The 26,029-nt window shown below is 67.1% G+C and carries 23 protein-coding genes, 1 tRNA gene and 1 pseudogene; 9 read left to right on the top strand and 16 right to left on the bottom strand.

Annotation, left to right across the window (positions count from 1 at the left end; translation table 11 throughout):
* Window positions 1-37: 37 nt before the first annotated feature.
* The 7 genes from pbpG to ACXJLU_RS08495 all read right to left on the bottom strand — a co-directional run bounded on the left by pbpG (window position 38) and on the right by ACXJLU_RS08495 (window position 9,196).
* Window positions 38-1,099 (bottom strand): D-alanyl-D-alanine endopeptidase, encoded by a 1,062-nt coding sequence (gene pbpG, locus ACXJLU_RS08525; RefSeq protein WP_457329996.1) that lies wholly within the window; start codon window positions 1,097-1,099, stop codon window positions 38-40.
* A 141-nt stretch (window positions 1,100-1,240) separates the two neighbouring features.
* Window positions 1,241-2,782 (bottom strand): 2-isopropylmalate synthase, encoded by a 1,542-nt coding sequence (locus ACXJLU_RS08520; protein ID WP_457329995.1) that lies wholly within the window; start codon window positions 2,780-2,782, stop codon window positions 1,241-1,243.
* 46 nt (window positions 2,783-2,828) lie between these two features.
* Window positions 2,829-4,526, bottom strand: coding sequence for a 2-isopropylmalate synthase (leuA, locus tag ACXJLU_RS08515; RefSeq protein WP_457329994.1), 1,698 nt, complete (start codon window positions 4,524-4,526; stop codon window positions 2,829-2,831).
* 192 nt (window positions 4,527-4,718) lie between these two features.
* Window positions 4,719-5,543: a CDP-diacylglycerol--serine O-phosphatidyltransferase gene (gene pssA / locus ACXJLU_RS08510; protein WP_457330035.1), complete on the bottom strand. Its 825-nt coding sequence runs from the start codon at window positions 5,541-5,543 to the stop codon at window positions 4,719-4,721.
* A gap of 142 nt (window positions 5,544-5,685) precedes the next feature.
* Entirely contained in the window at window positions 5,686-6,702 is a 1,017-nt protein-coding gene (ilvC, locus tag ACXJLU_RS08505; protein WP_073463939.1) for a ketol-acid reductoisomerase, read from the bottom strand.
* Window positions 6,703-6,759: 57 nt separating this feature from the next.
* The gene (gene ilvN, locus ACXJLU_RS08500; RefSeq protein ID WP_047511839.1) at window positions 6,760-7,251 is read right to left on the bottom strand and encodes an acetolactate synthase small subunit; all 492 of its coding nucleotides are present in this window, start codon (window positions 7,249-7,251) and stop codon (window positions 6,760-6,762) included.
* A 166-nt stretch (window positions 7,252-7,417) separates the two neighbouring features.
* On the bottom strand, window positions 7,418-9,196 hold the full coding sequence (locus ACXJLU_RS08495; protein WP_457329993.1) for an acetolactate synthase 3 catalytic subunit: 1,779 nt from the start codon (window positions 9,194-9,196) through the stop codon (window positions 7,418-7,420).
* Window positions 9,197-9,451: 255 nt separating this feature from the next.
* Between ACXJLU_RS08495 and ACXJLU_RS08490 the strand changes: the two genes are divergently transcribed.
* From ACXJLU_RS08490 to ACXJLU_RS08465, 6 genes are read left to right on the top strand one after another with little or no spacing between them, the layout of a single operon-like run.
* Window positions 9,452-10,018, top strand: a complete 567-nt coding sequence (locus ACXJLU_RS08490; RefSeq protein WP_457329992.1) for an RNA polymerase sigma factor — start codon at window positions 9,452-9,454, stop codon at window positions 10,016-10,018.
* Window positions 10,015-10,458: a DUF3619 family protein gene (locus ACXJLU_RS08485; RefSeq protein WP_457329991.1), complete on the top strand. Its 444-nt coding sequence runs from the start codon at window positions 10,015-10,017 to the stop codon at window positions 10,456-10,458. Before ACXJLU_RS08490 ends, ACXJLU_RS08485 begins: the two co-directional genes overlap by 4 nt.
* Window positions 10,459-10,469: 11 nt before the next feature.
* Window positions 10,470-11,246, top strand: a complete 777-nt coding sequence (locus ACXJLU_RS08480) for a DUF3106 domain-containing protein (RefSeq protein ID WP_457329990.1) — start codon at window positions 10,470-10,472, stop codon at window positions 11,244-11,246.
* Window positions 11,243-11,782: an RDD family protein gene (locus ACXJLU_RS08475; protein WP_457329989.1), complete on the top strand. Its 540-nt coding sequence runs from the start codon at window positions 11,243-11,245 to the stop codon at window positions 11,780-11,782. The genes ACXJLU_RS08480 and ACXJLU_RS08475 overlap by 4 nt, the downstream gene beginning before the upstream one ends.
* 43 nt (window positions 11,783-11,825) lie before the next feature.
* Complete coding sequence (locus tag ACXJLU_RS08470) at window positions 11,826-12,206, top strand: diacylglycerol kinase (protein ID WP_457329988.1); 381 nt, start codon at window positions 11,826-11,828, stop codon at window positions 12,204-12,206.
* Window positions 12,203-12,805, top strand: a complete 603-nt coding sequence (locus tag ACXJLU_RS08465; RefSeq protein WP_457329987.1) for an LOG family protein — start codon at window positions 12,203-12,205, stop codon at window positions 12,803-12,805. Before ACXJLU_RS08470 ends, ACXJLU_RS08465 begins: the two co-directional genes overlap by 4 nt.
* Before the next feature lie 55 nt (window positions 12,806-12,860).
* On the opposite strand, the gene ACXJLU_RS08460 is transcribed toward ACXJLU_RS08465, so the two are convergent.
* Together ACXJLU_RS08460 and ACXJLU_RS08455 are read right to left on the bottom strand one after the other, a co-directional pair.
* Window positions 12,861-13,199 carry a P-II family nitrogen regulator gene (locus tag ACXJLU_RS08460; RefSeq protein ID WP_047511820.1) on the bottom strand — a complete coding sequence of 113 codons (339 nt, stop codon included), beginning with the start codon at window positions 13,197-13,199 and terminating at the stop codon, window positions 12,861-12,863.
* A gap of 32 nt (window positions 13,200-13,231) precedes the next feature.
* Window positions 13,232-14,905 carry an NAD+ synthase gene (locus ACXJLU_RS08455; protein ID WP_457329986.1) on the bottom strand — a complete coding sequence of 558 codons (1,674 nt, stop codon included), beginning with the start codon at window positions 14,903-14,905 and terminating at the stop codon, window positions 13,232-13,234.
* 12 nt (window positions 14,906-14,917) lie between these two features.
* Here ACXJLU_RS08455 and ACXJLU_RS08450 point away from each other — a divergent pair, with 12 nt between their 5' ends.
* Window positions 14,918-16,120 (top strand): GNAT family N-acetyltransferase, encoded by a 1,203-nt coding sequence (locus ACXJLU_RS08450; protein ID WP_457329985.1) that lies wholly within the window; start codon window positions 14,918-14,920, stop codon window positions 16,118-16,120.
* Here the strand turns inward: ACXJLU_RS08450 and ACXJLU_RS08445 are convergent, their stop codons facing one another.
* Both ACXJLU_RS08445 and ppa read right to left on the bottom strand, forming a co-directional pair.
* The gene (locus ACXJLU_RS08445; RefSeq protein ID WP_457329984.1) at window positions 16,121-18,841 is read right to left on the bottom strand and encodes a M16 family metallopeptidase; all 2,721 of its coding nucleotides are present in this window, start codon (window positions 18,839-18,841) and stop codon (window positions 16,121-16,123) included.
* A 132-nt stretch (window positions 18,842-18,973) separates the two neighbouring features.
* Window positions 18,974-19,519, bottom strand: a complete 546-nt coding sequence (ppa, locus tag ACXJLU_RS08440; protein ID WP_073463931.1) for an inorganic diphosphatase — start codon at window positions 19,517-19,519, stop codon at window positions 18,974-18,976.
* A 224-nt stretch (window positions 19,520-19,743) separates the two neighbouring features.
* On the opposite strand from ppa, the gene ACXJLU_RS08435 reads away from it, so the two are divergent.
* Entirely contained in the window at window positions 19,744-21,912 is a 2,169-nt protein-coding gene (locus ACXJLU_RS08435; RefSeq protein WP_457329983.1) for a sodium-translocating pyrophosphatase, read from the top strand.
* Between the two features lie 25 nt (window positions 21,913-21,937).
* On the opposite strand, the gene ACXJLU_RS08430 is transcribed toward ACXJLU_RS08435, so the two are convergent.
* The 3 genes and pseudogenes from ACXJLU_RS08430 to ACXJLU_RS08420 form a co-directional block, all read right to left on the bottom strand.
* Window positions 21,938-23,347 (bottom strand): hypothetical protein, encoded by a 1,410-nt coding sequence (locus ACXJLU_RS08430; protein WP_457329982.1) that lies wholly within the window; start codon window positions 23,345-23,347, stop codon window positions 21,938-21,940.
* Window positions 23,348-23,471: 124 nt separating this feature from the next.
* Window positions 23,472-24,042 (bottom strand): annotated as a pseudogene (locus ACXJLU_RS08425) (MDR/zinc-dependent alcohol dehydrogenase-like family protein); the annotation flags it as partial.
* A gap of 148 nt (window positions 24,043-24,190) precedes the next feature.
* Window positions 24,191-24,730: a cysteine hydrolase family protein gene (locus tag ACXJLU_RS08420; RefSeq protein WP_457329981.1), complete on the bottom strand. Its 540-nt coding sequence runs from the start codon at window positions 24,728-24,730 to the stop codon at window positions 24,191-24,193.
* Window positions 24,731-24,855: 125 nt separating this feature from the next.
* Between ACXJLU_RS08420 and ACXJLU_RS08415 the strand changes: the two genes are divergently transcribed.
* Window positions 24,856-25,302 carry a hypothetical protein gene (locus tag ACXJLU_RS08415; protein ID WP_457329980.1) on the top strand — a complete coding sequence of 149 codons (447 nt, stop codon included), beginning with the start codon at window positions 24,856-24,858 and terminating at the stop codon, window positions 25,300-25,302.
* 81 nt (window positions 25,303-25,383) lie between these two features.
* Here ACXJLU_RS08415 and ACXJLU_RS08410 read toward each other — a convergent pair.
* Both ACXJLU_RS08410 and ACXJLU_RS08405 read right to left on the bottom strand, forming a co-directional pair.
* A tRNA-Pro gene (locus tag ACXJLU_RS08410) sits at window positions 25,384-25,460 on the bottom strand.
* 57 nt (window positions 25,461-25,517) lie between these two features.
* Window positions 25,518-25,997, bottom strand: coding sequence for a MerR family transcriptional regulator (locus tag ACXJLU_RS08405; protein WP_457329979.1), 480 nt, complete (start codon window positions 25,995-25,997; stop codon window positions 25,518-25,520).
* Window positions 25,998-26,029 lie beyond the last annotated feature (32 nt).

Raw genomic sequence — 26,029 nt, 5'->3', positions numbered from 1 at the left:
GACCGGGCTCTTTTTTCATCGTGCAGGAAAGCGGCGTTCAGGACGTCAGCTTCGGCAGCTCGTGGACCACCGTGGTGGCCGGTTCCATGGCCGGTGCCACCACCGCCGGAACCGGTGCCAGTTGGTTCACCCAGCGGCGAACGCGCTCTGCATCGCCGATCCGCGAATACTTGCCGGCCGAATCCAGGAACACCATGATCAGCTTGCGACCGGCCAGCTTGGCCTGCATCACCAGGCAGCGACCGGCTTCGGAGATGTAGCCGGTCTTCTGCACGTTGATGTCCCACTCGGGACTGCGCACCAGGCCGTTGGTGGTGTGGAAGGCCTGCATGCGCCGACCGACCATCACCTGGTATTCCGGCGAGGTCGACAGCTCGCTGATCAGCGGACGCGAGCCCGCCTCTTTCACGAGCAGGGCCAGGTCGTGCGCGCTCGACTGGTTGCGGCTGGACAAGCCCGTCGGCTCGACGTAGTGGGTATCGCCCATGCCGAGTTCGATCGCCTTGCGGTTCATCGCGGCAACGAAGGCATCGAGCCCGCCCGGATAGTGGCGGCCCAGCGCGTGCGCGGCGCGATTCTCGGACGACATCAGCGCCAGGTGCAGCATCTCTTCACGCGTCAGCTGGGTGCCGACCGTCAGGCGCGAGCGGCTGCCCTTCTCGGTGTCGACATCGTCTTGCGTGATCGTCAGGGTTTCTTCCAGCGGCAGCTGGGCATCGGTGACGACGACCGCCGTCATCAGCTTGGTCAGCGAGGCGATCGGCAGCACGGCACCGGGGTTCTTGCTGAACAGGATCTCGTTGGTGTCCTGGTCCATCACCAGGGCCACGCTGGACTTCAGTTCCAGCGGATCGAGCGTGCTGTGCAAGCCGGCGATCTGACCGAACGACGGGCGGGCCGGCACGAAGGCGACGGTGCGAAGCCGCTTGCTGCGGGCCGCGCTCTTGCTCTTGACCGGGGTGGCCTTGGCGCCGGCGGCAACCTTGCGCTTGGTGGGTTTGACGGTTCCATCGGCGGCTACTGCGGCCAACGGCAGTGCAACTGCAGTGATCAACGTGACCAGACCGCGAATCATCGCCGATACCGAAACTTGCATCATTTTTGCCACAACAACCCCTTGACAGCCGCTGTCGCGAGTGTAGGTGAAAGAAAAAAAGCGCGCAAGATCAAAAACTTACGCGCCCTTTCTCCTTCTGTACCTTAGGGTTTGTCAGGTCTGTGACAAAGTCATCAGATCAGCTCATCCCTGGGCAGCGACGCGTTCGCTCTTGCTGTGCAACTTGTTCATGGCCGCGAGATAGGCCTTGGCCGAAGCCACCACGATGTCCGGATCAGACCCGACTCCGTTGACGACGCGGCCACCATGCTGCAGTCGAACCGTCACCTCACCTTGAGATTCTGTGCTTCCCGAGGTGATGGCATTGACCGAATAGAGCAGCATTTCGGCGCCACTTTGCAGCTTGGATTCGATGGCCTTCAAACTGGCATCGACCGGGCCGTTGCCGTCGCTCTCGGCGTGGTGCTCGACGCCGCCGGCCGAGAAGGCGACCGAGGCGTGCGGCCGCTCGCCCATCTCGGAGTGCTGCGACAGCGCGAGCAGCCGGTAATGCTCGCTCTCGGCCATCACCGCCTCGTCCATCACCAGCGCGAGGATGTCCTCGTCGAAGATGTCGCTCTTGCGGTCGGCCAGTTCCTTGAACTTCGCGAACGCGGCATTGATGTCGGCCTCGGACTCCATCGAGATGCCGAGCTCCTGCAGGCGCTGCTTGAAGGCATTGCGCCCTGACAGCTTGCCCAGCACGATCTTGTTGGCCGCCCAGCCCACGTCTTCGGCGCGCATGATCTCGTAGGTGTCGCGCGCCTTCAGCACGCCGTCCTGGTGGATGCCGGACGCATGCGCGAAGGCATTGGCGCCGACCACCGCCTTGTTCGGCTGCACGACGAAGCCGGTCGTCTGCGACACCAGCCGGGAAGCCGGCACGATCTGCGTCGCATCGATGCCGATGTCGAGGTTGAAGTAGTCGCGCCGCGTCTTCACCGCCATCACGACCTCTTCGAGCGAGCAGTTGCCGGCCCGCTCACCCAGGCCGTTGATGGTGCATTCGATCTGCCGCGCGCCGCCGATCTTGACGCCCGCCAGCGAGTTGGCGACCGCCATGCCGAGGTCGTTGTGGCAATGCACCGACCACACCGCCTTGTCGGCGTTCGGAATGCGCTGGCGCAGGTCGAGGATGAAGTTGCCGTACAGCTCGGGGATCGCATAGCCGACGGTGTCGGGGATGTTGATCGTCGTCGCGCCTTCGGCGATCACCGCCTCGAGCACGCGGCACAGGAAGTCGGGGTCGGAGCGGTAGCCGTCTTCCGGCGAGAACTCGACATCGCCGCTCAGGTTGCGCGCAAAGCGCGTCGACAGCCGCGCCTGCTCGAACACCTGGTCCGGCGTCATGCGCAGCTTCTTCTCCATGTGCAGCGCACTGGTCGCGAGGAACAGGTGGATGCGCGTCGAGTTGCCGCCCTTCAGCGCCTCGGCGGCGCGCGCGATGTCGCGGTCGTTCGCGCGCGCCAGCGAGCAGATGGTGCTGTCCTTCACCGCATGGGCGATCGCCTTCACCGCTTCGAAGTCGCCATTCGACGCCGCCGCGAAGCCGGCCTCGATCACATCGACCTTCAAGCGCTCGAGTTGCCGGGCGATGCGGAGTTTCTCGTCCTTGGTCATCGAGGCGCCGGGCGATTGCTCGCCATCGCGCAAGGTGGTGTCGAAGATGATCAGTTTGTCGGTCATGGGTGACTCCTCAGTTCTGGTGATCTGGTCGATCCTGGGTCGGATCTTAGGCGAGCTCGGCGGCCTTGAACGCCAGTTCGCCGCGGCGCAGCGCGCGCTGCAGCCCGGACACGATGGCCTTCAGCGAGGCGGACACGATGTTGGCATCGATGCCGACACCGAACAGCGTCACCGCATCGCCGACCCGCAGCTCGAGGTACGCGGCCGCGCGCGCATCGGCCCCGCTGGCGATCGCATGCTCGTGGTAGTCGAGCACCCGCACCGTCGCGGCCAGGTGCCGGTTCAGCGCGTTGACGAACGCGTCGATCGGCCCCGCGCCATCGGCGTCGAGCGCGAGTTCACGGTCGCCCAGGCGGACCGATCCGCGCAAGTGAACCGAGCCATCCGCCAGCGCGGTGATCGCGGGCGCGTTCGAACGCGCCGCGGGATCGTCGTCGATGCCGTACTCGCCCCGGAAGACGGCCCACAGGTCGGCCGCCGTCTGTTCCTTGCCGCTGTCGTCCATGACGCGCTGGACCACGCCGCTGAACTCGATCTGCAGGCGGCGCGGCAACTCGACGCCGTACTCGGTCTCGAGCAGGTACGACACCCCACCCTTGCCCGACTGGCTGTTGACGCGGATCACCGCGTCGTAGCTGCGCCCGAGATCGGCCGGGTCGATCGGCAGGTAGGGCATGTCCCACAGGTCGGTCGGCTGACGCTGCGCGAAGGCCTTCTTGATCGCGTCCTGGTGCGAACCGGAGAACGAGGTGTAGACCAGGTCGCCGGCATACGGGTGCCGCGGGTGCACCGGCAGCTGGTTGCAGTGCTCGACGCAGCGGCGCACCTCGTCGATGTCGGAGAAGTCGAGGCCGGGCGAGATGCCCTGCGTGTACAGGTTCAGCGCGATGTTGACGAGGTCGACGTTGCCGGTGCGCTCACCGTTGCCGAACAGGCAGCCTTCGATGCGCTCGGCACCGGCCATCAGCGCCAGTTCGCCGGTCGCGGTGCCGGTGCCACGGTCGTTGTGCGGGTGCACCGACAGCACGATCGACTCGCGCCGCTCGAGGTGGCGGTGCATCCACTCGATCATGTCGGCGAACACGTTCGGCGTGCAGCGCTCGATGGTGGTGGGCAGGTTGACGATGCACTTGCGCTGCGGCGTGGGCTGCCACACGGCGGTCACCGCGTCGACGACGCGCTTGGCGAACGGCAACTCGGTGTCCGAAAAGGTCTCGGGCGAGTACTCGAAGCGCCAGTCGATGTCCGGCTGGGCCGCGGCGCATTCGTTGAAGATCCGCGCATGGCTGCTCGCGAGTTCGACGACGCCGTCCTCGTCGAGGCCGAGCACCACGCGGCGCATGCCCGGCGCCGTCGCGTTGTAGAGGTGGACGATGGCACGGCGCGCGCCCTGCAGCGATTCGAAGGTGCGGCGGATCAGCGGCTCGCGGGCCGGCGTCAGCACCTGGATCGTCACGTCGTCGGGGATGTGGCCCTGCTCGATCAGCAGCCGCACGAAATCGAAGTCCGTCTGCGAAGCCGACGGGAAGCCGACCTCGATCTCCTTGAAGCCGATGCGCAGCAGCATCTCGAACATGCGCAGCTTGCGTTGCGCATCCATCGGCTCGATCAGCGCCTGGTTGCCGTCGCGCAGGTCGGTGCTGAGCCAGATCGGCGCGTGCGCCAGCACGGCATCCGGCCAGCGGCGGTCGGGCAAGGCGACGGGTTTGAATGCGCGGTACTTAGTGTGCGGTTGCTTCAGCATGGCGATCCCTTGAGAGTCGTGTGGCGCAACCTGCACTCCAAAAAGCAAAACGGCCCGCTGCAGGTTGCAATCGGGCCGTTGAGACGAAAACGTTGGACGTGAACGATCAGCGCACCCGAGGACCTCCTAGGGATAGCGCTAGCGTGATCGTGGTGCGGAACGTCATGGGTCGCGAATGTAGCACGGCCAAGATCAGCGGTGCAGGCCTTCTTCGTCCGGCTCGTCCATCGACGTGGCGATCACGCTGACCGGCTTGCCCTTCATCCGCTTCCAGACGTAGACGCCATAGCCCGAGACGCCGTAGATGACGAACAGCCCGAAGAACACCAGCGGCGGGTGCCAGGTGAACAGCGAGATGCCGAGCGCGATCGCGACGATCACGATGAACGGCACCGAGCGCTTGAAGCTCACGTCCTTGAAGCTGTAGAACGGCACGTTGGTCACCATCGTCAGGCCGGCATACAGCGTGAAGCCGAACGCCGTCCAGATGAGCCACGCGCCCTCCTCGTCGACCACGAAACCCTGGTCGTTCATCAGCCAGATGAAGCCCATCACCAGCGCCGCCGCGGCCGGGCTCGGAAGGCCCTGGAAGAACCGCTTGTCGACCACCTTCAGGTTGGTGTTGAAGCGCGCGAGGCGCAACGCCGCGCACGAGCAGTAGACGAAGGCCGCGAGCCAGCCCGGCTTGCCGAGGTCTTTCAGCGCCCATTCGTAGACGATCAGCGCCGGTGCCGCGCCGAACGACACCATGTCCGACAGGCTGTCCATCTGCTCGCCGAAGGCGGTCTGCGTGTTGGTCATGCGGGCCACGCGGCCATCGAGGCTGTCGAGCACCATCGCGCAGAAGATGCCGATGGCCGATTGCTCGAACTGCCCGTTCATCGCCATCACGATGGCATAGAAGCCGCCGAACAGCGCCGCCAGCGTGAACAGGTTCGGCAGGATGTAGATGCCCTTGCGACGCCGCCGCACGGGCAGGTCATCGGCGTCGGGCAGGGGTTGGTCGCCGTCGTGCACGTCGTCGCTCATGGGCCAGGCCGCAACGGCGGCCAAGAGGAAATGTTCATCGCGTGAAGGATACCGCAGCCCACTCGTGAAAAAGGGCCGCACGCGTTGCAGCGTGCAGCCCTTTCGACGGTGAGCCGCGTGGGCGGCCCGCTCAGTTCTTCGACTGGTCGACCAGGCGGTTCTTCTTGATCCACGGCATCATCGCGCGCAGCTGCTCGCCGACAACCTCGATCGGGTGCTCGGCCGTCAGGCGGCGGCGCGACAGCAGCGTCGGGGCACCGGCGCGGTTCTCGAGGATGAAGCTCTTCGCGTACTCGCCGGTCTGGATGTCCTTCAGCGCCTGGCGCATGGCCTGGCGGGTTTCGTCCGTCACGATCTTCGGCCCGGTCACGTACTCGCCGTACTCGGCGTTGTTCGAGATCGAGTAGTTCATGTTGGCGATGCCGCCTTCATAGATCAGGTCGACAATCAGCTTCAGTTCGTGCAGGCACTCGAAGTAGGCCATCTCCGGCGCGTAGCCGGCTTCGGTCAGCGTCTCGAACCCGGCCTTGATCAGCTCGACGGCGCCACCGCACAGCACGGCCTGCTCGCCGAACAGGTCGGTCTCGGTCTCTTCGCGGAAGTTGGTCTCGATCACGCCGGCCTTGCCGCCGCCGTTGGCCGCCGCGTACGACAGCGCCAGGTCACGCGCCTTGCCGGTCTTGTCGGCATAGACGGCGATCAGGTGCGGCACGCCGCCACCCTGGGTGTAGGTCGAGCGCACGGTGTGGCCCGGCGCCTTCGGCGCGACCATCCACACGTCGAGGTCGGCGCGCGGCACGACCTGGCCGTAGTGCACGTTGAAGCCGTGCGCGAACGCAAGCGATGCGCCCTGCTTGATGTTCGGCTCGACCTCGTTCTTGTAGACCGACGCGATCTGCTCGTCGGGCAGCAGGATCATGACGACGTCGGCGGCCTTCACCGCATCGGCGATCTCGGCGACCTTCAGGCCCGCCTTCTCGGCCTTGGACCACGAGGCCCCGCCCTTGCGCAGGCCGACGGTGACCTTGACGCCGCTGTCGTTCAGGTTCTGCGCGTGCGCATGGCCCTGCGAGCCGTAGCCGATGATCGTGACGTTCTTGCCCTTCACCAGGCTCAGGTCAGCATCCTTGTCGTAATAAACCTTCATGGTCTTCTCCAGAAAAAACAGGTCAGTCTTGCGGGGTGAGTGGATTGATCGAGACGATCAGACGCGCAGGATGCGCTCGCCGCGACCGATCCCGCTGGTGCCGGTGCGCACGGTTTCGAGGATGGCGCTGCGGTCGATCGCTTCGATGAAGGCATCGAGCTTGGACGCATCGCCGGTGAGTTCTATGGTGTAGCTCTTCTCGGTGACGTCGATGATGCGGCCGCGGAAGATGTCGGCCATGCGCTTCATCTCTTCGCGTTCCTTGCCGACGGCGCGCACCTTGATGAGCATCAGCTCGCGTTCGGTGAAGGCGCCTTCGGTCAGGTCGACGACCTTGACCACCTCGATGAGCCGGTTCAGGTGCTTGGTGATCTGCTCGATCACCTCGTCGGAGCCGGTCGTCACGATGGTCATGCGCGACAGCGAGGCATCCTCGGTGGGCGCGACGGTCAGGCTCTCGATGTTGTATCCGCGGGCCGAGAACAGCGCGACGACGCGCGACAGCGCGCCCGGTTCGTTCTCGAGCAGCAAGGCGATGATGTGTTTCATGGTCGTTGGAGCGCGCTCTTCAGACCGGCGGCGGTAACCGACGGGCCTTGGCCACGCTGTGTCGATGATGGAAGGTTGAACCTCGAATTGCCGAAGCGGCGATCGTGCATTCCACCGGCGGTCGACGGCGCGCGGTGACGCGCCGCCCTGGCCGATGTTCAGCGCGTCACAGGTCTTCGGACCCCAGTCGCATCTCGCTGATGCCCTTGCCGGCCTGGACCATCGGCCAGACGTTCTCGGTCGGATCGGTGCGAATGTCGAGGAACACCGTGCGGTCCTTCAGCTTGATCGCCTCGCGCAGCGCGGGCTCGACATCCGACGGCTTCTCGACCAGCAGGCCGACATGGCCGTAGGCCTCGGCCAGCTTGACGAAGTTGGGCAGCGCGTCCATGTAGCTGTGCGAGTAGCGGCCGCCGTAGTCGAGCTCCTGCCACTGCCGCACCATGCCCAGGTAGCGGTTGTTCAGCGAGACGATCTTGACCGGCGTCTTGTACTGCAGGCAGGTCGACAGCTCCTGGATGCACATCTGGATCGAGCCCTCGCCGGTGATGCAGAACACGTCGGCATCGGGCTTCGCGAGCTTGATGCCCATCGCGTACGGCAGCCCGACGCCCATCGTGCCCAGCCCGCCGGAATTGATCCAGCGGCGCGGCTCGTCGAAGCGGTAGAACTGCGCGGCCCACATCTGGTGCTGGCCGACGTCGGAGGTGATGTAGGTGTCGCGGTCCTTCGTCAGTTCCCAGAGCTTCTCGACGACGGCCTGCGGCTTGATGACCTCGGTGCTGTTCTTGTACGACAGGCACTCGCGCTTGCGCCATTCGTTGATCTGGCCCCACCAGGCCGACAGCGCCTGCACGTCGGGGCGGGCCTGCGCCTCGCGGATCTGGGCGATCAGCTCCTGCAGCACGTCCTTCACGTCGCCGACGATCGGGATGTCGACCTTGACGCGCTTCGAGATCGACGAGGGGTCGATGTCGATGTGGACGATCTTGCGCTCGACGGACGCGAAGTGCTTCGGGTTGCCGATCACGCGGTCATCGAAGCGCGCGCCGACCGCCAGCAGGACGTCGCAGTTCTGCATCGTCATGTTGGCTTCGTAGGTGCCGTGCATGCCGAGCATGCCGAGGAACTTCGGGTCGCTGGCCGGGAACGCGCCCAGTCCCATCAGCGTGTTGGTGCACGGGTAGCCGAGCAGGTTGACCAGCTCGCGCAGCTCGGCCGACGCATTGCCCAGCACCACTCCGCCGCCGGTGTAGATGTACGGCCGCTTGGCGGCCAGCAGCAGCTGCACCGCCTTGCGGATCTGCCCGCCATGGCCCTTGCGGACCGGGTTGTACGAGCGCATCTCGACGCTCTGCGGGTAGTGAAACGGGGTCGTCTTCTGCGACACGTCCTTCGGGATGTCGACCACGACCGGGCCGGGCCGGCCGGTGCGGGCGATGTGGAAGGCCTTCTTGAGCGTCGTCGCGAGGTCGCGCACGTCTTTCACGAGGAAGTTGTGCTTGACGATCGGGCGGGTGATGCCGACGGTGTCGCATTCCTGGAAGGCGTCGAGGCCGATCGCCGCCGTCGGGACCTGCCCGGTGATGATCACCATCGGGATCGAATCCATGTAGGCGGTCGCGATGCCGGTGACGGCATTCGTGACGCCCGGGCCCGACGTGACCAGCGCGACGCCGACATTGCCGGTGGCGCGGGCATAGCCGTCGGCGGCATGGATCGCCGCCTGTTCATGGCGGACCAGCACGTGCTCGATGGTGTCCTGCTTGTACAGCGCGTCGTAGATGTAGAGGACGGCGCCGCCGGGGTAGCCCCAGAGGAACTTGACGTTCTCGGCCTGCAGGCAGCGGACGAGGATTTCGGAGCCGTTCGGCTCGACGGAGGGAGAAGAAGGGTGCGGTTGTGCCGAAGCGGCACGCTTGATTTCCGCGGCAGACATGTCCATGTTGAACCTTTGTGAATTTCTCTGACGAAAAACCATCGGTGCACCTTCCCTCGCCCTCGTGAGGCGGGTGTGGTACCTGCGCAATCAAAAACTGCAGCGCCCGGGGTCGGGCAGCTGAGTCAAGACCAAATGTTGTGCAACGGGAGATTATGGCACCGGTTTGCAGCGATCTCCTGCGAAAGGGACGCCTGACCGGGTGACGGTGAGATAATCCGCCCCGTTTTGACAGGCTGGCTGGCCCGAGGCGCATCCCCCTTGGCATCTGAAAAAGAACTTTCCGATTTCCTCAAGAGCGTCGAGAAGCGTGCCTTCAAGCGCGTGGTGTATGCCGTGCGGGATGACGATGCGGCGCTCGACATCGTCCAGGATTCGATGATCCGGCTGGCCGAGAAATACTTCGACCGCCCGGCCGCGGAACTGCCGCTGGTGTTCCAGCGCATCCTGTCGAACGCCACCATGGACTGGTTCCGGCGCCAGAAGGTGCGCAATGCAGTGGTGCGCAATTTCTCCGAGTTCGAATCCGCGAGCGACGACGGGGATTTCGATTTGCTGGAAACTCTGGCGCTTCAGGGCGACTCCCCCGCCACTGAAAGCGCTGCCGATTCGGTTTCCCGGGCTCAGATCCTGCTAGCCATCGAGGCGCAGGTGGCCCAGCTTCCGACACGTCAACGGGAAGCCTTTCTGCTGCGTTACTGGGAGGAACTCGATGTCGCCGAGACGGCCGCCGTGATGGGGTGCTCGGAAGGAAGCGTGAAGACCCATTGCTCGCGTGCCGTGCATGCTCTGGCCAACGCCCTCAAGTCGAAGGGAATCGAACTATGAACAGCCATACCACTGCACTGCCCACCCCACCGCGCTCCGCCGCCGAGCTGGACGCCCTCCAGACGCGCTTCGCCCTCCGCCTGTCCGCCCGCCTGACCGAGCAATCTCAGGCAGTTTCGCCCGACATTTCCGAACGCCTGCGCTTTGCGCGCGAGCAGGCGCTGGCCCGTGCCCGCACGAAGCTGGCCGCCGAGACGGCGGGTGCTGTCTCCCGCTCCGGCCCGTCGCTCGCGCTGCTGGGCGGCTGGGGCGTCAAGATCGCCTCGGTGCTGCCGCTGGTGGTGCTGGCTGCCGGCCTGATCCTGATCCAGCGCTGGCACAGCAGCACGCAGATTTCGGCTGCCGCTGAAATCGACGCCAGCTTGCTGTCCGACGACGTGCCGCCGGACGCCTACAGCGACCCCGGCTTCGTGGAATTCCTCAAGACTCCCCGCGACTGAACGAGGCGCTCGTGACTCGACGCCTCGACAAGGACCCCGCCGCACCCGCGCTGCGCCGCCGCTTCGTGCCGCTGCTGGCGGGCGCGCTGCTGGCCTGTGCGGGCCTGGCGTGGTCGCAGCAAACGCCCGCCGGGAATGGAGCCGGCCCCGCCTGGTCGGCGCTGACACCGGCGCAACAGCACGCGCTGAGCCCACTGCAGCGTGACTGGAACAGCATCGACGCCCCGCGCCGCCGCAAGTGGATCGAGATCTCGGAGCGTTTCGGCTCGCTGCCGCCGGCCGAGCAGGCGCGCGTGCAGTCGCGCATGGCCGAGTGGGCCAAGCTGACGCCGAAGGAGCGCGCCGAGGCCCGGCTGAACTTCAAGGAAGCCCAGCAGGTCGCGCCGCAGGACCGCAAGTCGCAGTGGGAGGCCTACAAGGCCCTGCCACCCGACCAGCGCAAGCAGCTGGCCGAGCGCGCCGAGCACAAGGCGCCTGCCCCGAAAGCCGGCAAGGAGCCTGACGGCGACGCTTCCGAAGCGAAATCGAGCATCGTTCCGAACACCGCGTACGCCGCCCGCCCGAAGGCCGTGGCGCCTACGGTGGCGCAGGCGCAGCCGGGCGCGACGACCAACCTGATCTCGAAGCGCCCCACCCCGCCGGCCCACCAGCAGACCGGCCTGCCGAAGATCGCCACGGCCCCCGGGCTCGTCGACAGCGCCACCTTGCTGCCGAAGCGCGGCCCGCAGGCCGCCGCGACCCGCTCGGTTCCGGCGTCGGCCCCGGCCGCCGGCAAGCCGCAGCGATGAGTTCCACACCGGCGCTGGCCGCAGCGCCGCTGCGCGCGCCCAGCCTGAAGCGCCGCATGGCCTGCTTCGTCTACGAAGGGCTGATCCTGTTCGGCATCGGCCTGATCCCCGGCGCGATCGGCGCCATCTTCGTCGCCGTCACCGGCCGTGAGCATGGCGTCGAGCTGCGCTACATCGCCTTCATCATCTACGGCCTGTACTTCACCTGGTTCTGGTCGCGCCGCGGCCAGACGCTGCCGATGCAGACCTGGCGCATCCGGGTCGTCGCGGCCGACGGGCGGCCGCTGACGCAGTGGCATGCGCTCGCCCGCTACTTCGCGAGCTGGATCTGGATCGCGCCGGCCTGGGCGCTCGCCCGCCTGAACGGCTGGGCCGGCAAGGAGATGTTCGCCGCGCTCGGCGTCGGCATCGTCGCCTACGCGCTGCTCGCGCTGCTGCACCCGCAGCGCCAGTTCTGGCATGACGCGCTGTGCGGCACCCGCCTGGTCGACGCTCCACCCACTCCACCCGCCTCGCCACCCGCCAGCCCGGCCTGAGCGCGCGTCGGGCCGTCATCGGCTCAGGGCACAATCGCGGCCCATGACGAATCCCTACAAAGGACGCACCGGTCTGGAACGCGTGATCCGCGCCACCGGCTACTCCATCGAAGGCCTGAAAACGGCCTACCACGGCGAAAGCGCCTTCCGCCAGGAGACCTGGCTTGCCGTGTTCCTGCTGCCCGCGGCGCTGTGGCTCGGCCGCACCTGGATCGAGACCGCGCTGCTGGCCGGCTCGGTGCTGCTGGTGCTGATCGTCGAGCTGCTGAATTCCGGCATCGAGGCGGTGGTCGACCGGGTCTCGTTCGAGCTGCACGACCTCTCGAAGCGCGCCAAGGACCTGGCCAGCGCGGCGGTGTTCCTGTCGCTGATGCTGTGCGGCTGCATCTGGCTGGCCGCGCTGTGGCACCGCTTCATGCCATGAGCGCCGTTTCCCCGACGACACCTTTCTCGGTCTGCGTCTACTGCGGCTCGCGCAGCGGCACTGACCCGGCCCATGAAGCTGCGGCCCGCCGCGTCGGCACGCTGATCGGCGAGCGCGGCTGGCGCCTGGTGTACGGCGGCGGCCGGGCCGGGCTGATGGGCGTGGTGGCCGATGCCACGCTGGCGGCCGGCAGCACGGTGGTCGGCGTGATCCCGCATGCGCTGATGTCGCGCGAGCTCGGCCACCCCGGCCTGACCGAGCTGCACGTGGTCGACACGATGCACGAACGCAAGAAGATGATGGCCGAGCGCGCCAGCGCGTTCCTCGCGCTGCCGGGCGGCATCGGCACCTTCGAGGAGCTGTTCGAGGTCTGGACCTGGCGCCAGCTCGGCTACCACGACCAGCCGATCGGCCTGCTCAATGTCGCGGGCTACTACGACGAGCTGCTGGCCTTCCTGGCCAAGACCATCGACGCCGGCTTCCTGTCGACGGCGCAGCACGAACTGCTGAACGTTTCGGACGATGCCGAGGCGCTGCTGACCCAGCTGGCAACGCTCGCGGGCGGCGCGCACCAGCCCGACGATTACCGCTCGATCTGACGCCGCCATGAAAAAGGCCCGCTCGCGGCGGGCCCCATTCCGGTGCAAGAGTGCGTCAGACGGCCGCTTCGTCCGTCTCGCCGGTGCGGATGCGCACCACCTGCTCGACCGCCGTCACGAAGATCTTGCCGTCGCCGATCTTGCCGGTCTTGGCGGCCTTGACGATCGCGTCGATGCAGCGATCGACATCGCCATCCTTGACCACCACCTCGACCTTCACCTTCGGCAGGAAGTCGACGACGTACTCGGCACCCCGGTACAGCTCGGTGTGCCCCTTCTGGCGGCCGAAGCCCTTGACCTCGGTCACCGTCAGGCCGGTCACGCCGACATCGGCCAAGGCTTCGCGGACTTCCTCGAGCTTGAACGGCTTCACGATCGCGGTGATCTGTTTCATGGCGGTCTCCGGATGGATGGGATCGACGTAGTTTAAGCGCGGAACCTCGATGTGATGGGGTAACGCCAATCGCGCCCGAACGCGCGGTGGGTGACGCGGATGCCCACCGGCGACTGGCGGCGCTTGTATTCGTTGATCTTGATCAGCCGCGTGACCCGCTCGACGTCGGCCGCATCGAACCCGGCCGCGACGATCTGCTCGATCGACTGGTCGTCTTCCATGTAGCGCTGCAGGATCGCGTCGAGCACCTCGTAGGGCGGCAGGCTGTCCTGATCCTTCTGGTCCGGGCGCAGCTCGGCCGACGGCGGTCGCGTGATGATGCGCTGGGGGATCACCTCGCGGCCCTGCGCGTTCTTCCAGTTCGCGAGCCGGTAGACCAGCGTCTTCGCCACGTCCTTGATCACCGCGAAGCCGCCCGCCATGTCGCCGTACAGCGTGCAGTAGCCGGTCGCCATCTCGCTCTTGTTGCCGGTGGTCAGCACGATGCTGCCGAACTTGTTCGACAAGGCCATCAGCAGCGTGCCGCGCACGCGCGCCTGGATGTTCTCTTCGGTCGCATCCTCGGCGCGGCCGGCGAACTCGGCGGCGAGGCTGGCGCGGAAGGCCTCGAACATCGGCACGATCGAGATCTCGTCGTAGCGCACCGACAGCCGCTCGGCCATGTCGCGCGCGTCGATCCACGAGATGTCGGCGGTGTACGGCGACGGCATCATCACCGCGCGCACCTTGTCGGCGCCGAGCGCATCGACCGCGACCGCCAGCACCAGCGCCGAATCGATGCCGCCGCTCAGCCCGATCAGCACGCCGGGGAATCCGTTCTTGCCGACGTAGTCGCGCACGCCGGTGACGAGTGCGGCCCAGGCCTGCGCTTCCAGCGTGGGCACCGGCGCGATCGGACCGGTGGGCCGGCCGGCGTCGAAATCCACCAGCGTCAGCGCCTCCTCGAACATCGGCGCGCGCGCCGCGACAAGGCCCTGCGCATCGAGCGCGAACGACGCGCCGTCGAACACCACCTCGTCCTGCCCGCCGTTCAGGTGCGAGTACAGCAGCGGCATCCCGGTGCTGCGCACCAGCGCGGCCATGCGTTCTTCGCGCTCCTCGAGCTTGCCGAGGTGGAACGGCGACGCGTTCAGCACGCACAGCACGTCGGCACCGGCGGCCTTCGCCTGCTGCGCCGGTTCCTCGAACCAGGCGTCCTCGCAGATGTTAATGCCGAAGCGCAGCCCGTCGACCTCGAACACGACGGCCTCGAGCCCGGCATCGCGCCCCGACGCGAAATAACGGCGTTCGTCGAACACCTGGTAGTTGGGCAGCTCTCGCTTGCAGTAGGTGGCGATGACGCGTCCCCCGGCCAGCACCGAGGCCGCATTGAAGCGCTGCTGCACGGCCATCGACTTCGACCTAACATCGCCGTGCTCACCCCATTGATGCGGATGCCCGACCACCACATGCAGACCTTCGAGCGGCGCCAACGCCGCCGCGCACTCGGCCAGGGCCTGCGCACAGGCCTGCATGAACGCCGGCCGCAGCAGCAGGTCTTCGGGTGGGTAGCCGCACAGGCTCAGTTCGGGCGTCAGCACCACCCTGGCGCCCTGCTCGTGCGCACGCCGCGCGCTGTCGATGATCTGGCGTGCGTTGCCGGCCAGGTCGCCGACCGTGGCGTTGATCTGCGCCAGTGCGACGCGAACCCTTGTGTTTGATGCCATAGACCAGCGAATATGCCTGCGGAAAAGAGCTCCAAAGATTATGTCATCCGGGTCGTCGGCGACCCCGGCGAGATCGATGCCGCGCAGTGGAACGCGCTGCTCGATGCGCAGCCCTCGGCCGCGCCGTTCATGCGCCACGAGTACCTCGCGGCGCTGCACGCGTCGGCCAGCGCGGTGGCCGAGACCGGCTGGATGCCGCAGTTCCTGCTGATCGACGACGGCGCCGGCAAAGGCAGCACGCTGGCTGCCGCCTGCCCGCTGTACCTGAAGGACCATTCATACGGCGAGTACGTGTTCGATTGGGCCTGGGCCGACGCCTACCAGCGCCACGGCCTGCGCTACTACCCGAAGCTGCTGGGTGCGGTGCCGTTCACGCCGGTGCCCGGCCCGCGGCTGATGGCGCGCGACGACGGCGCGCGGCGCGCGCTGCTGTCCGCGATGATGCAGATCGCGCACGATGCGAAGCTGTCGTCCGCCCACCTGCTGTTCCTCGACGAACGCGACCAGCAGGCCGCGCGCGACATGGGCTGGATGATGCGCAGCACGGTGCAGTTCCACTGGGTCAACCGCGAGCCGCAGCCGTATGACGGCTTCGCCGATTTCCTCGCCAGCCTGCAGCGCGAGAAGCGCAAGAAGATCCAGCAGGAACGCCGCCGCGTCGCCGAGGCCGGCGTCAGCTTCACGACCCACGCGGGCCGCGAGATCGACGAGGACCTGTGGGACTTCTTCTACCGCTGCTACGTCCTCACCTACCGCGCCCACCACTCCACACCCTACCTCACGCGCGACTTCTTCGCCCGCATGGCGCGCACGATGCCCGAGAACTGGGTGCTGTTCGTCGCGTGGAAAGACGGTGAGCGCATCGCGGTGTCGCTGATCGGCGTCGATGCGGCGCGCGGGGTTGCGTACGGCCGCTACTGGGGCGCGACCGAGCACATCTCCTGCCTGCACTTCGAGGCCTGCTACTACCAGCCGCTCGCCTGGTGCATCGAGCACGGTTTCCGCCGCTTCGAAGGCGGCGCGCAGGGCGAGCACAAGATGGCCCGCGGCCTGCTGCCGGTGCAGACCTGGTCGGCACATTGGCTCGCGCATCCGCAGTTCGCCGAGGCGGTCGGCGATTTCCTCGCCCGAGAGGGCTCGGCGGTCGAGGGCTACCTCGATGAACTGAACGAGCGCCTGCCGTTCAAGCAGGCGCCCGTGTCATCAAGCGATTGATCAGGGCTTGAAGTCGCCCGCGAAGCCGCTGACGAAGGCGTCCGGCTTCACATAGGTGCGCAGCGCGGCGTTCACCTGCTCCAGCGTCAGCTTGGACAAGGCATCGTCGACGCGCGCCGACACCGCGAACGTGCGGCCCAGTTCCTCGTTGCTGGCGAGCGCGCCGGCCAGGTTGCCGTCCTGCGCGCGCGACAGCCGGCGGAAGGCCAGCAGCCCGCGCTGGCCCTCGGCCAGCTCCTGCGCAGTGAAGCCGTCCTTCAGCGCGCGCGCCACTTCTTCCTTGAAGGCGGCCTCGACCTTCGGCTGGTTCTGCGGCGCGAAGATCGCGCTGGCCTGCCATTCGGAATGCGGCTCCTGGTTGTTCCAGCTGACGCGGCTGCGCACGTCGTACGACAGGCCGTCGCTCTCGCGGATGCGCTTCCACAGGCGCGAGCTGCCGCCCGAGCCGAGCAGGTAGTTCGCCATCATCAGCGGCGGGTAGTCGGCATCGCTGTCCTGCAGCGGCACGCCCAGGCGCACCAGCATCGTCGCGTTCTGCTTGTCGGGCGTCGGCAGCACCACGCGCTGCGGCGGGATCGGCACCAGCGGCTGCAGCACGCGCGCATACGGCTCGCTGTTCTGCCAGTTGCCGAACGCGGCCTGCAGCGCCACCTTGACGGCCGGCACGTCCATGTCGCCGGCCGCGCCGAACTCGCCATGCGCCGCGCTGTAGAAGCGCTGGTGGAAGGCCTGCAGCTGCTCGCGCTTCAGGCCGCCGACGTCCGCCACCATCTCGTCGAAGCTGCGCACGTAGCGCACGTCGCCACGCGGGTACGGGTTGCCGATGCGGCCGAGCGCGTTGTCGACCACGCTCTCGGGCTCCTTGCGCTGCTGCTCGATCGCGGCGAGCGTCTGGCGCTTCAGCTCGTCGAGCGCGTCGGCCGGCAGGCTGGCGTTGCGCAGCAGGTCGGCGACCAGCGCGATCGCCTGCGGCAAGGTCTCGCGGCGCGACAGCAGGCCGACGCTCACGCGCCCCGGCCCGCCGCTGATGCCCATCTCGGTCTTCAGCTCGTCGAGCCGGTCCTGCACCTGCTGGCGGGTCAGCGTCGCGGTGCCCTTGTCGATCAGCGCGGCCGTCATGTCGGGCACGTCATTCAGGCCGAACAGGCTCTTGTCGGTGCCGAAGTGCAGCGTCAGCGTGGCATGCACGGTGCCGCCGCGCGAGGCCTTGGGCAGCAGCGCCGCCTTGATGCCGCCGACCTGGAAGCGTTGCGTGCGCTGGTCGATGTTGGCCGGCGCGCTGTCGAAGGCTTCGGCGTTGGCCTGCGCCTGCTGCGGCTGGAAGCCCTTCAGCTCGGCCACCACGTCGACCTTGGCAGGCGCCGGTGCGCGCTGGGGCTTGTCGGTCGGCAGGTAGATGCCCAGCGTGCGGTTCGATGCGATGAAGCGCTGGTCGGCGACGCGCTGCACGTCGGCCAGCTTCAGGTCGCGCACGCGGTCGCGCAGCAGGAAGAACAAACGCCAGTCACCCTGGGCCACCGATTCGCTGAGCGAGACGCCGACCGTCTCGGGGTTCGTGAAGGCCTGTTCCCAGGCCTTCAGCCACTTGCCCTGGGCACGCTTGAATTCCTCGTCGGTGATCGGCTCGGTGGCGGTCGATTCGACGGTGGCGAGCAGCGCCTCGCGCGCCGGCTCGACCGCCTGGCCCGGCGCCAGCTGCGCGCCGAACAGCGTGAAGCCCGGCTCGGCCAGCGCCTGCGCGAAGCCGAAGGTGCTGGCAGCCAGCTGCTTCTCGGTCAGGCGCTTGTGCAGGCGGCCGGAGGGGGTGTCGCCCATCACCAGGTCGAGCACCTCGATCGCCGGGTAGTCGGGGTGTGCGGCCGGCGGCACGTGGTAGGCCGCGAAGATCTGCGGCGTGCCGCCCGAGCGGCGCAGCGTGACGCTGCGCTCGCCATCCTGCGCCGGGTCGAGCGTGTACTGCACCGGCAGCTTGCGGGTGGGCTTGCGGATCTTGCCGAAGGCGTCGCCGACCCAGCGCAGCACCTTGGCCGGCTCGAACTTGCCCGAGACGATCAGCGTCGCGTTGTCGGGCTGGTAGTACTGGCGGTAGAAGGCCTGCAGGCGCGGGATGTCGACGTTCTCGACATCGGCGCGCGCGCCGATGGTGTCCTTGCCGTAGTTGTGCCACTCGTACATCGTGGCGACGGTCTTCTGCAGCAGGATGCGGTCGGGGCTGTTCTCGCCCATCTCCATCTCGTTGCGCACCACGGTCATCTCGGTGTCGAGGTCGCGGCGCGCGATGAAGCTGTTGACCATCGCATCGGCCTGCCAGTCGAGGTACCACTTCAGGTTCTCGTCGTTGGCCGAGAAGCTCGCGAAGTAGTTGGTGCGATCGAACCAGGTGCTGCCGTTGGCGGCCAGCCCGCGCTTGGTGAACTCGGCCCACACGGTGCGGTGCTTCGGCGAGCCCTTGAACAGCAGGTGCTCCAGCAGGTGGGCCATGCCGGTCTCGCCGTAATTCTCCATCCGCGAGCCGACGTGGTAGGTCATGTTGACCGTGGTCGTCGGCTTGGAATCATCGGGGATCAGCAGCAGCTGCAGGCCGTTGGGCAGGCGGTACTCGGTGATGCCCTCGACGACCTGGACCTTGGCGATGCCGCCAGGCAGGGCCTGCGCGGAAGCCGTCTGCACCAACAAGGCACCAGCGGCGATGAGAACGACAGGCAGGAAGCGTTTCAGCATGGGGCGGGTGATCGAAGCGAAGCGGGCAGTGTAGAGCGCGGCCCTGCTGCAAGGTTCCACCATGACAAAGGGGAGCACGCGGCTCCCCTTCTGCTCGGTGTCCGTTCGTGACGGCCCGTGATGTCGCGTGACTCAGGCCTTCTCGGCCTCGGCCTTCTTGTACGCGGCCAGCCCGCTGGTGATCTCGGCCTTGGCCGATTCCGGGCCTTCCCAGCCGGTGACCTTGACCCACTTGCCGGCCTCGAGGTCCTTGTAGTGCTCGAAGAAGTGCTGGATCGCCTTCAGGCGCATCTGGTTGATGTCTTCGGGCTTCTGCCAATGGGTGTAGATCGGCAGCACCTTGTCGATCGGCACCGCGAGCAGCTTGCTGTCGCCGCCGGCCTCGTCTTCCATCTTCAGCACGCCGATCGGGCGGCAGGTGACGACCACGCCGGGCGACAGCGGGAACGGCGTGATCACGAGCACGTCGACCGGGTCGCCGTCGTCGGACAGCGTCTGCGGCACGTAGCCGTAGTTGCAGGGGTAGTGCATCGCGGTCGTCATGAAGCGGTCGACGAACAGCACGCCGCTTTCCTTGTCGACCTCGTACTTGATCGGGTCGGCGTTCATCGGGATCTCGATGATCACGTTGAACTGCTCGGGCGCCTTGGCGCCGGGGGGGACTTTGTGCAGGCTCATGAGGTTCTCTGGATAAGAGTCAGGGATCGCGAGGGATAACCCGGATTTTAGCTGCGCCCCTGTCCGCTGGAAAACACCATGACGGGTTTCGTTGCCTTCAAGGCGGGTCATCCCGTAGCATGCGCCGCAGACCCGTCAGGGCTCGCGCGGCCTCGTGCGCCCCTGTGCAGTCGGGCACGACTCTCGATTCCGATCATCAACGAACGAACGAGGAAGGAGACCTGATGTCCACGAACTTGGCGCTGTACTTTGCGCTGGCCTGCGGGATTGCCGCAGTGGTGTATGGCTTCGTGCAACGAAGCTGGATCCTGAGCCGCGACGCGGGCAACCCCCGCATGCAGGAGATCGCGGCGGCGATCCAGCAAGGCGCTGCCGCCTACCTGGCCCGCCAATACAAGACCATCGCCATCGTGGGCGTGGTGCTCGCGATCCTGATCGCCATCGTCCTGCCCCTCACCACCGCCGTCGGCTTCGTGCTCGGCGCGGTGCTGTCGGGCGCCTGCGGCTTCATCGGCATGAACGTGTCGGTGAAGGCCAACGTGCGCACCGCACAGGCCGCCACGCAGGGCATGGCGCCGGCGCTCGACGTCGCCTTCAAGGGTGGCGCGATCACCGGAATGCTGGTGGTCGGCCTCGGGCTGCTGGGCGTCACGCTGTTCTTCATGGTGATCAGCGGCCAGGCCTCGGTGGCACCCGAGAACCTGTCGGCCACGCTGAAGCCGCTGCTCGGCTTCGCGTTCGGCGCGTCGCTGATCTCGATCTTCGCGCGGCTGGGCGGCGGCATCTTCACGAAGGGCGCCGACGTCGGCGCCGACCTGGTCGGCAAGGTCGAGGCCGGCATCCCCGAGGACGACCCGCGCAACCCGGCGGTGATCGCCGACAACGTGGGCGACAACGTCGGCGACTGCGCCGGCATGGCCGCCGACCTGTTCGAGACCTATGCCGTCACGCTGATCGCGACGATGGCGCTCGGCGCGCTGACGGTCACGCAGGCCTCGATGCAGGCGGTGATCTACCCGCTGGTGCTGGGCGGCTTCTCGATCATCTCGTCGATCATCGGCTGCAGCGTCGTGAAGGCGACGCCCGGCATGAAGAACGTGATGCCGGCGCTGTACAAGGGCCTGATCGTCGCCGGGCTGATCTCGCTGGTCGGCTTCTTCTTCATCACGCGCTACGCGATGCCCGACGACGCGCTCGGCGCCGGCACGCAGATGCGGCTGTTCGGCGCCTGCGTGGTCGGCCTGGTGCTGACCGCCGCGATGGTGTGGATCACCGAGTACTACACCGGCACCAACTACAAGCCGGTGCAGCACGTCGCGCAGGCCTCGACCACCGGGCACGGCACCAACATCATCGCGGGTCTGGGCGTGTCGATGCGCTCGACCGCCTGGCCGGTGATCTTCGTGTGCATCGCGATCCTGGCGTCGTACCAGCTCGCCGGGCTGTACGGCATCGCGATCGCCGCGACCGCGATGCTCAGCATGGCCGGCATCATCGTCGCGCTCGACGCCTACGGGCCGATCACCGACAACGCCGGCGGCATCGCCGAGATGGCCGGGCTGCCCGACAGCGTGCGCGACGTCACCGACCCGCTCGACGCGGTCGGCAACACGACCAAGGCCGTCACCAAGGGCTATGCGATCGGCTCGGCCGGCCTGGCGGCGCTGGTGCTGTTCGCCGACTACACGCATGCGCTGACGGCGCGCGGCATGACGGTCAGCTTCGACCTGTCGGAGCCGCGCGTGATCGTCGGGCTGTTCATCGGCGGGCTGATCCCGTACCTGTTCGGCGCGATGGCGATGGAGGCGGTGGGCCGTGCCGCCGGCGCGGTGGTCGAGGAAGTGCGCCGCCAGTTCCGCGACATCAAGGGCATCATGGACGGCAGCGGCAAGCCTGAATACGGCAAGGCGGTCGACATGCTGACCACCGCGGCCATCAAGGAAATGATCATCCCGAGCCTGCTGCCGGTGGTCGTGCCGATCGCGGTCGGCATGCTGCTCGGCCCGGCCGCGCTCGGCGGGCTGCTGATGGGCACCATCGTCACCGGGCTGTTCGTCGCGATCTCGATGTGCACCGGCGGCGGCGCCTGGGACAACGCGAAGAAGTACATCGAGGACGGCCACCATGGCGGCAAGGGCTCCGAGGCGCACAAGGCGGCCGTCACCGGCGACACCGTCGGCGACCCGTACAAGGACACGGCCGGGCCGGCGGTGAACCCGCTGATCAAGATCATCAACATCGTCGCCCTGCTGATCGTGCCGCTGCTGCCGACCGGCATGGCGGCCACCGCGAAGGCGATGGACGAGCAGCACGGGGCGCCGACGACGATGTCGGCGAGCGCGCCGGCAGCGGCCGAGGTGGCGGCACCGGCGGCTTCCGCCGCGAGCCAATGACGCGCTTCTCAGGCGTCGGCCAGCGTCACAGCGCCAGCATGTAGCTGACGAGCGCGTCCTTCTCGGGCTGGCTCAGCTTCAGCCCCAGCACCAGGTTGAAGAACTCGACGGTGTCCGCCAGCGTCAGCAACCGCCCGTCGTGCAAATACGGCGGCGTGTCCTTGATGCCGCGCAGCGTGAAGGTCTTGATCGGGCCATCGGGCACCGGCACGAGGTCGTTGGCGGCGACGCCGGTGCGGTAGAAGCGCTCCAGCTTCAGGTCGTGCATCTGCTGGTCCATGAACGCGGTGGCCGGCACATGGCACTCGGCGCAGCGCGCCTTGCCGGTGAACAGCTTCTCGCCCGCCAACTCCTTCTGCGTCGCGTGCGCCGGGTCCAGCCGCCCCGCCGGATCGAGCTTGGGCGCCGGCGGGAAGTCGACGATGTTCTGCATCTGCGCCATCATCGCGACCTGGCTCGCGCGGTCGGGCAGGTTCACCCCCTTGCGCGCGGCGCTGACGTGGTCGCCGTTGAAGTAGGCGGTGCGCTGCTCGAATTCGGTGAAGTCCTCGACCGAGCGCAGCGAACGCTTGGAGCCGTGGATCTGCTGGTTGAACAGGCCGCGCAGGCTGGTGCTGTCGAGCCGGAAGCGTGCCGCCTGCGGGCGAAGATCCGGCGTCAGGTGGAACGCGGCATTGGTGTTGAAGTTGACGTGGCAGTCCATGCAGGTCACGCCGCGGCTGGGTGCGGCAACCTTGCGGTCCTCGGTCTGGTTGAACTCCTCCTGCGGAAACGGCGTCAGCAGCAGCCGCATGCCTTCCATCTGCACCGGCGTGACGATGCCCAGCAGGATGTCGTAGTAGTTCGTCAACGCCAGCACCTGGCCGCGCGAGACATCGCCCAGCTCGGGGTGCGTGGTCAGGAAGATCGGCGACGGGAACTCCGGCGTCAGGTGGTCGGGCAGGTCGAAGTCGACGTCGAAGCGCCGCAGGTCGCGTTGCTCCAGGCGTGCGATCTCGTCGATCTGGCGCGTCGGGAACACCTGGCCACCGGTGGCCTGCTTCACGTGCGGCAGCGGCTTGAAGCCGTCGGGCAGCAGATTGCGATCGCGCAACTCGGCCGGGGTCAGGCGGCCCAGGCCATCCCAGCTCTGGCCGGGCGACAGTCGCACGCGCACGCCGTCCTGCACCGCACGGCGGCCGCCGGACATCATCACGCCCGGCATCGGGCGATTCGCCAGGTCGTAGCGCTGGTTCAGCAAGGCCGCCTGACGTTGCATCACCGCCGGCTTCTGCGCCTCGTCGGCGGACTTGACTGCAGAAAACGGCAAGGTCGGCAAGGGTCGGTAGGTGGTGTCGGGCGGAGGCGGATCGGCTGCCAGCGAGCACGGCACGGCCGCGACGAGACAGGTGAGCGAGACCAGCGGCGTGAACAGCCGCGCGAGTGCAGGCATCATTTTTTCTCCCTGGGTGCCATGGACGAGCAACCGGGGCAATCGGCGTACCTTGTCCCGGCCTGCCGAACAACGAGCCCCCGATCGACGAACCCGCCACCGTGCTGGACTGGGCCGTCGGCGCAGCTCAGCCCGGCAAGAGCACCACCTTGCGGCAGGCTTCGCGCTTCTCGTTGAAGACCTGGTAGCCGGCCGCGGCTTCGCTCAGCGGCATCCGGTGCCTGATGATCGTGTCCGGCCGCAGCTCGCCCTTGGCAATGCGGTCGAGCAACTCCGGCATGAAGCGCTGCGCATGGGTCTGGCCGCCCTTGAAGGTCAGGCCCTTCTCGAACGCATCACCGAACAGGAAGCCGTGGATGAAGCCGGCATAGACGCCCGGAACGCTGACGATGCCGCCGCGGCGCGTGGCGGCGATCGCCTGGCGCGGCGAGGCCTCGGAAATTGGTGCGGTCGACGATGAAGGCCGCCGGGTCCACCGCCTGGTAGCCGGTGGGCAGGATGTCCGACGGGAACAGCAACTGCTCGTCGGTCAGCGTCGAATCGGGAATGACCAGCGGTCCGACATTGGCGCGCGGCACCCGCACGTACTCGGCCTGCCCGCCGGGATAGCCGCCATACAGGTGGCTGTAGCCGATCAGGCCCGCCCCCGGCCGCGTGCTCTTCTTGTTGAGGATGGCGCCGCGCCCGGGGTTGGTCGTTGGATCTTGCCGCGGTAGATGTGCAGGTCCGATCCGCACGTCGTTCGAGCCGTGGTACGTGAGAGCTTTCAACGCGTTCTCCTGGCCTCGCGTCGCGGCTGCGACGCCCGACCCGATGCGGCAAGCCGTGTTCCCGAAGCCGGTGGGCTCACCAGCCGGCCGGCAGCTCTGCGCTGGATTTCGCGGTGCGCGCCTTCAGCACCCGCTTCATGTAGCCGAGGCTCGCGGCGCACCCGCTGGAGGTCTCGGCTGCGGTGCAGTCGCTCGGAACCCACAGCTCGAAGCCACGCAGGTTGGCATCCATCGCGGTGAGCTGGACGCAGATGTCCGCGGCGAGACCGGCGATCACCAGGTGCTTGGTGCGCATCTGGCCGAGCAGCAACTCCAGCGGCGTGGCGAAGAACGCGGAGTGCCGGGGTTTCAGGATCACCAGATCGCGCGATGACGGGGCCAATGCCTGCGCCATCCATCCCGCCACGCCGCCCGATTCGATGCAATGCGCGAGCAGCTCGCGAAAGTCGGACTGCCAATGCCCGTAGTTGTCGTTCGCGTAGATCGTCGTCACGCCGGCGCGGGCGAGCCGGGCCTTCAAGCTTGCGGCAGCTTTTGCCGCACGGACGGCCGCTGCTTCGAGCTGGCGGGCCTGCGGAAATTCGAGCGGGTTGATGAAGTCGACCAGCAGCAGCACCGTCTTGCTCGGTGGCAGGGGCACGCTCGCGCCGAGCGGCGCAGCGGGATGTGCGGGAGGCTTGGTCGACAGCGTGTGGATGGAGGCGGGCATGGCGACCCTCAATCTATCCGCGCGGCGGCCGCATGTCATCGCATGTCATCGACCTCGCGCTGCAAAGGGATCTGTTCCTACGCGAAGGTCGGAAGGCGCCGATGGTCGACGCGGTGGCATGGCCCGAACATCTCCCGCGTCCTCAGCAGTACGACCCATGCACCATGCGCAGCCGCCTGATCATCGATGGCCACCATCCCGTGGAAGACGAAGCCCTGATGAACGCCCTCGACACCATCGACGTGGCGAGCCGACCTGACGGCGTGCAGATGATCTTCGGCGTCGAGGACAGCGAGCACCGCGTCTACCGCTTGATCGAGACGTCGAGCTTGATCGAAGCGGTGAGCGTCATCGGCGCGATCCGCCAGTTCGGGCTGAGCGGTGCACCGGGGCGCAGGGAACACGGCGTGCTGCTGCAGCGGGTGTTCGTTCGCGTGGACGGATCTGAAAAGCACAAAGCCCGCGAAAGTCAAACCTGAGGTGCTGGACCTCACGTTGGACCTCAACGGGCTTCTCTTCGTGCTGGTTGGTGGGGCCAACCGGTATGGCTTCGATCTCTATGGTCGGGGTGGCGGGATTCGAACTCGCGACCCCTTGCACCCCATGCAAGTGCGCTACCAGGCTGCGCTACACCCCGACGTAAGCCGCGCAGTATAGCGTGGAAAACCGGCGATTCAGCTCAGGCAACCAGCCCTCACGCAACCAGCAGATGGCGGATCGAGATCAGCTCTTCGCGCATCTGCGTCAGCGACACCTCGTCGATGATCACGACCGGTTGCGGAATGGGCGCGTCTTCCGGCTCGCCGTCGATCGACAGTTCGGAGTCGGACCCCATTGCGTCGAGTTCGCCGTCGAGCTCCGCATCGTGTCCGGCGTCGGCCATCGGAGCCGGCGACGATGATGAGGATGACCGCGAATGGACCAGCTCGGTGAGCCGGTTGCGGGCCCCGCTGATCGTGAAGCCCTGCTCGTACAGCAGCTCGCGGATGCGCCGGATCAGCAACACCTCGTGGTGCTGGTAGTAGCGCCGGTTGCCCCGGCGCTTCATCGGCTTGAGCTGCGTGAACTCCTGTTCCCAATAGCGCAGCACGTACGGCTTCACGCCGCACAAATCACTCACCTCACCAATGGTGAAGTAGCGTTTGGCAGGGATGGCGGGAAGCGCTTTCTCCATTGAAATCAAGGAGTTCGAGAGAGAAAGCTAAG

The organism is Rhizobacter sp. P5_C2 (assembly GCF_054049715.1).
The sequence above is the reverse complement of the archived record's forward strand: the minus strand, read 5'-3'. Positions and strand labels throughout refer to the sequence as shown.

What these genes read in the sequence shown, in the direction of transcription:
- ACXJLU_RS08470 (WP_457329988.1), top strand. Translation starts at nt 11,826, where the DNA reads ATGACGAATCCCTACAAAGGACGCACCGGTCTGGAACGCGTGATCCGC.
- ACXJLU_RS08450 (WP_457329985.1), top strand. Translation starts at nt 14,918, where the DNA reads ATGCCTGCGGAAAAGAGCTCCAAAGATTATGTCATCCGGGTCGTCGGC.
- ACXJLU_RS08495 (WP_457329993.1), bottom strand. Translation starts at nt 9,196, where the DNA reads ATGGACATGTCTGCCGCGGAAATCAAGCGTGCCGCTTCGGCACAACCG.
- ACXJLU_RS08405 (WP_457329979.1), bottom strand. Translation starts at nt 25,997, where the DNA reads ATGGAGAAAGCGCTTCCCGCCATCCCTGCCAAACGCTACTTCACCATT.
- ACXJLU_RS08455 (WP_457329986.1), bottom strand. Translation starts at nt 14,905, where the DNA reads ATGGCATCAAACACAAGGGTTCGCGTCGCACTGGCGCAGATCAACGCC.
- ACXJLU_RS08430 (WP_457329982.1), bottom strand. Translation starts at nt 23,347, where the DNA reads ATGATGCCTGCACTCGCGCGGCTGTTCACGCCGCTGGTCTCGCTCACC.
- ACXJLU_RS08460 (WP_047511820.1), bottom strand. Translation starts at nt 13,199, where the DNA reads ATGAAACAGATCACCGCGATCGTGAAGCCGTTCAAGCTCGAGGAAGTC.
- ACXJLU_RS08475 (WP_457329989.1), top strand. Translation starts at nt 11,243, where the DNA reads ATGAGTTCCACACCGGCGCTGGCCGCAGCGCCGCTGCGCGCGCCCAGC.
- ACXJLU_RS08520 (WP_457329995.1), bottom strand. Translation starts at nt 2,782, where the DNA reads ATGACCGACAAACTGATCATCTTCGACACCACCTTGCGCGATGGCGAG.
- ACXJLU_RS08445 (WP_457329984.1), bottom strand. Translation starts at nt 18,841, where the DNA reads ATGCTGAAACGCTTCCTGCCTGTCGTTCTCATCGCCGCTGGTGCCTTG.
- ACXJLU_RS08435 (WP_457329983.1), top strand. Translation starts at nt 19,744, where the DNA reads ATGTCCACGAACTTGGCGCTGTACTTTGCGCTGGCCTGCGGGATTGCC.
- leuA (WP_457329994.1), bottom strand. Translation starts at nt 4,526, where the DNA reads ATGCTGAAGCAACCGCACACTAAGTACCGCGCATTCAAACCCGTCGCC.
- ilvC (WP_073463939.1), bottom strand. Translation starts at nt 6,702, where the DNA reads ATGAAGGTTTATTACGACAAGGATGCTGACCTGAGCCTGGTGAAGGGC.
- ACXJLU_RS08485 (WP_457329991.1), top strand. Translation starts at nt 10,015, where the DNA reads ATGAACAGCCATACCACTGCACTGCCCACCCCACCGCGCTCCGCCGCC.
- ppa (WP_073463931.1), bottom strand. Translation starts at nt 19,519, where the DNA reads ATGAGCCTGCACAAAGTCCCCCCCGGCGCCAAGGCGCCCGAGCAGTTC.
- pbpG (WP_457329996.1), bottom strand. Translation starts at nt 1,099, where the DNA reads ATGATGCAAGTTTCGGTATCGGCGATGATTCGCGGTCTGGTCACGTTG.
- ACXJLU_RS08415 (WP_457329980.1), top strand. Translation starts at nt 24,856, where the DNA reads ATGTCATCGCATGTCATCGACCTCGCGCTGCAAAGGGATCTGTTCCTA.
- ilvN (WP_047511839.1), bottom strand. Translation starts at nt 7,251, where the DNA reads ATGAAACACATCATCGCCTTGCTGCTCGAGAACGAACCGGGCGCGCTG.
- ACXJLU_RS08465 (WP_457329987.1), top strand. Translation starts at nt 12,203, where the DNA reads ATGAGCGCCGTTTCCCCGACGACACCTTTCTCGGTCTGCGTCTACTGC.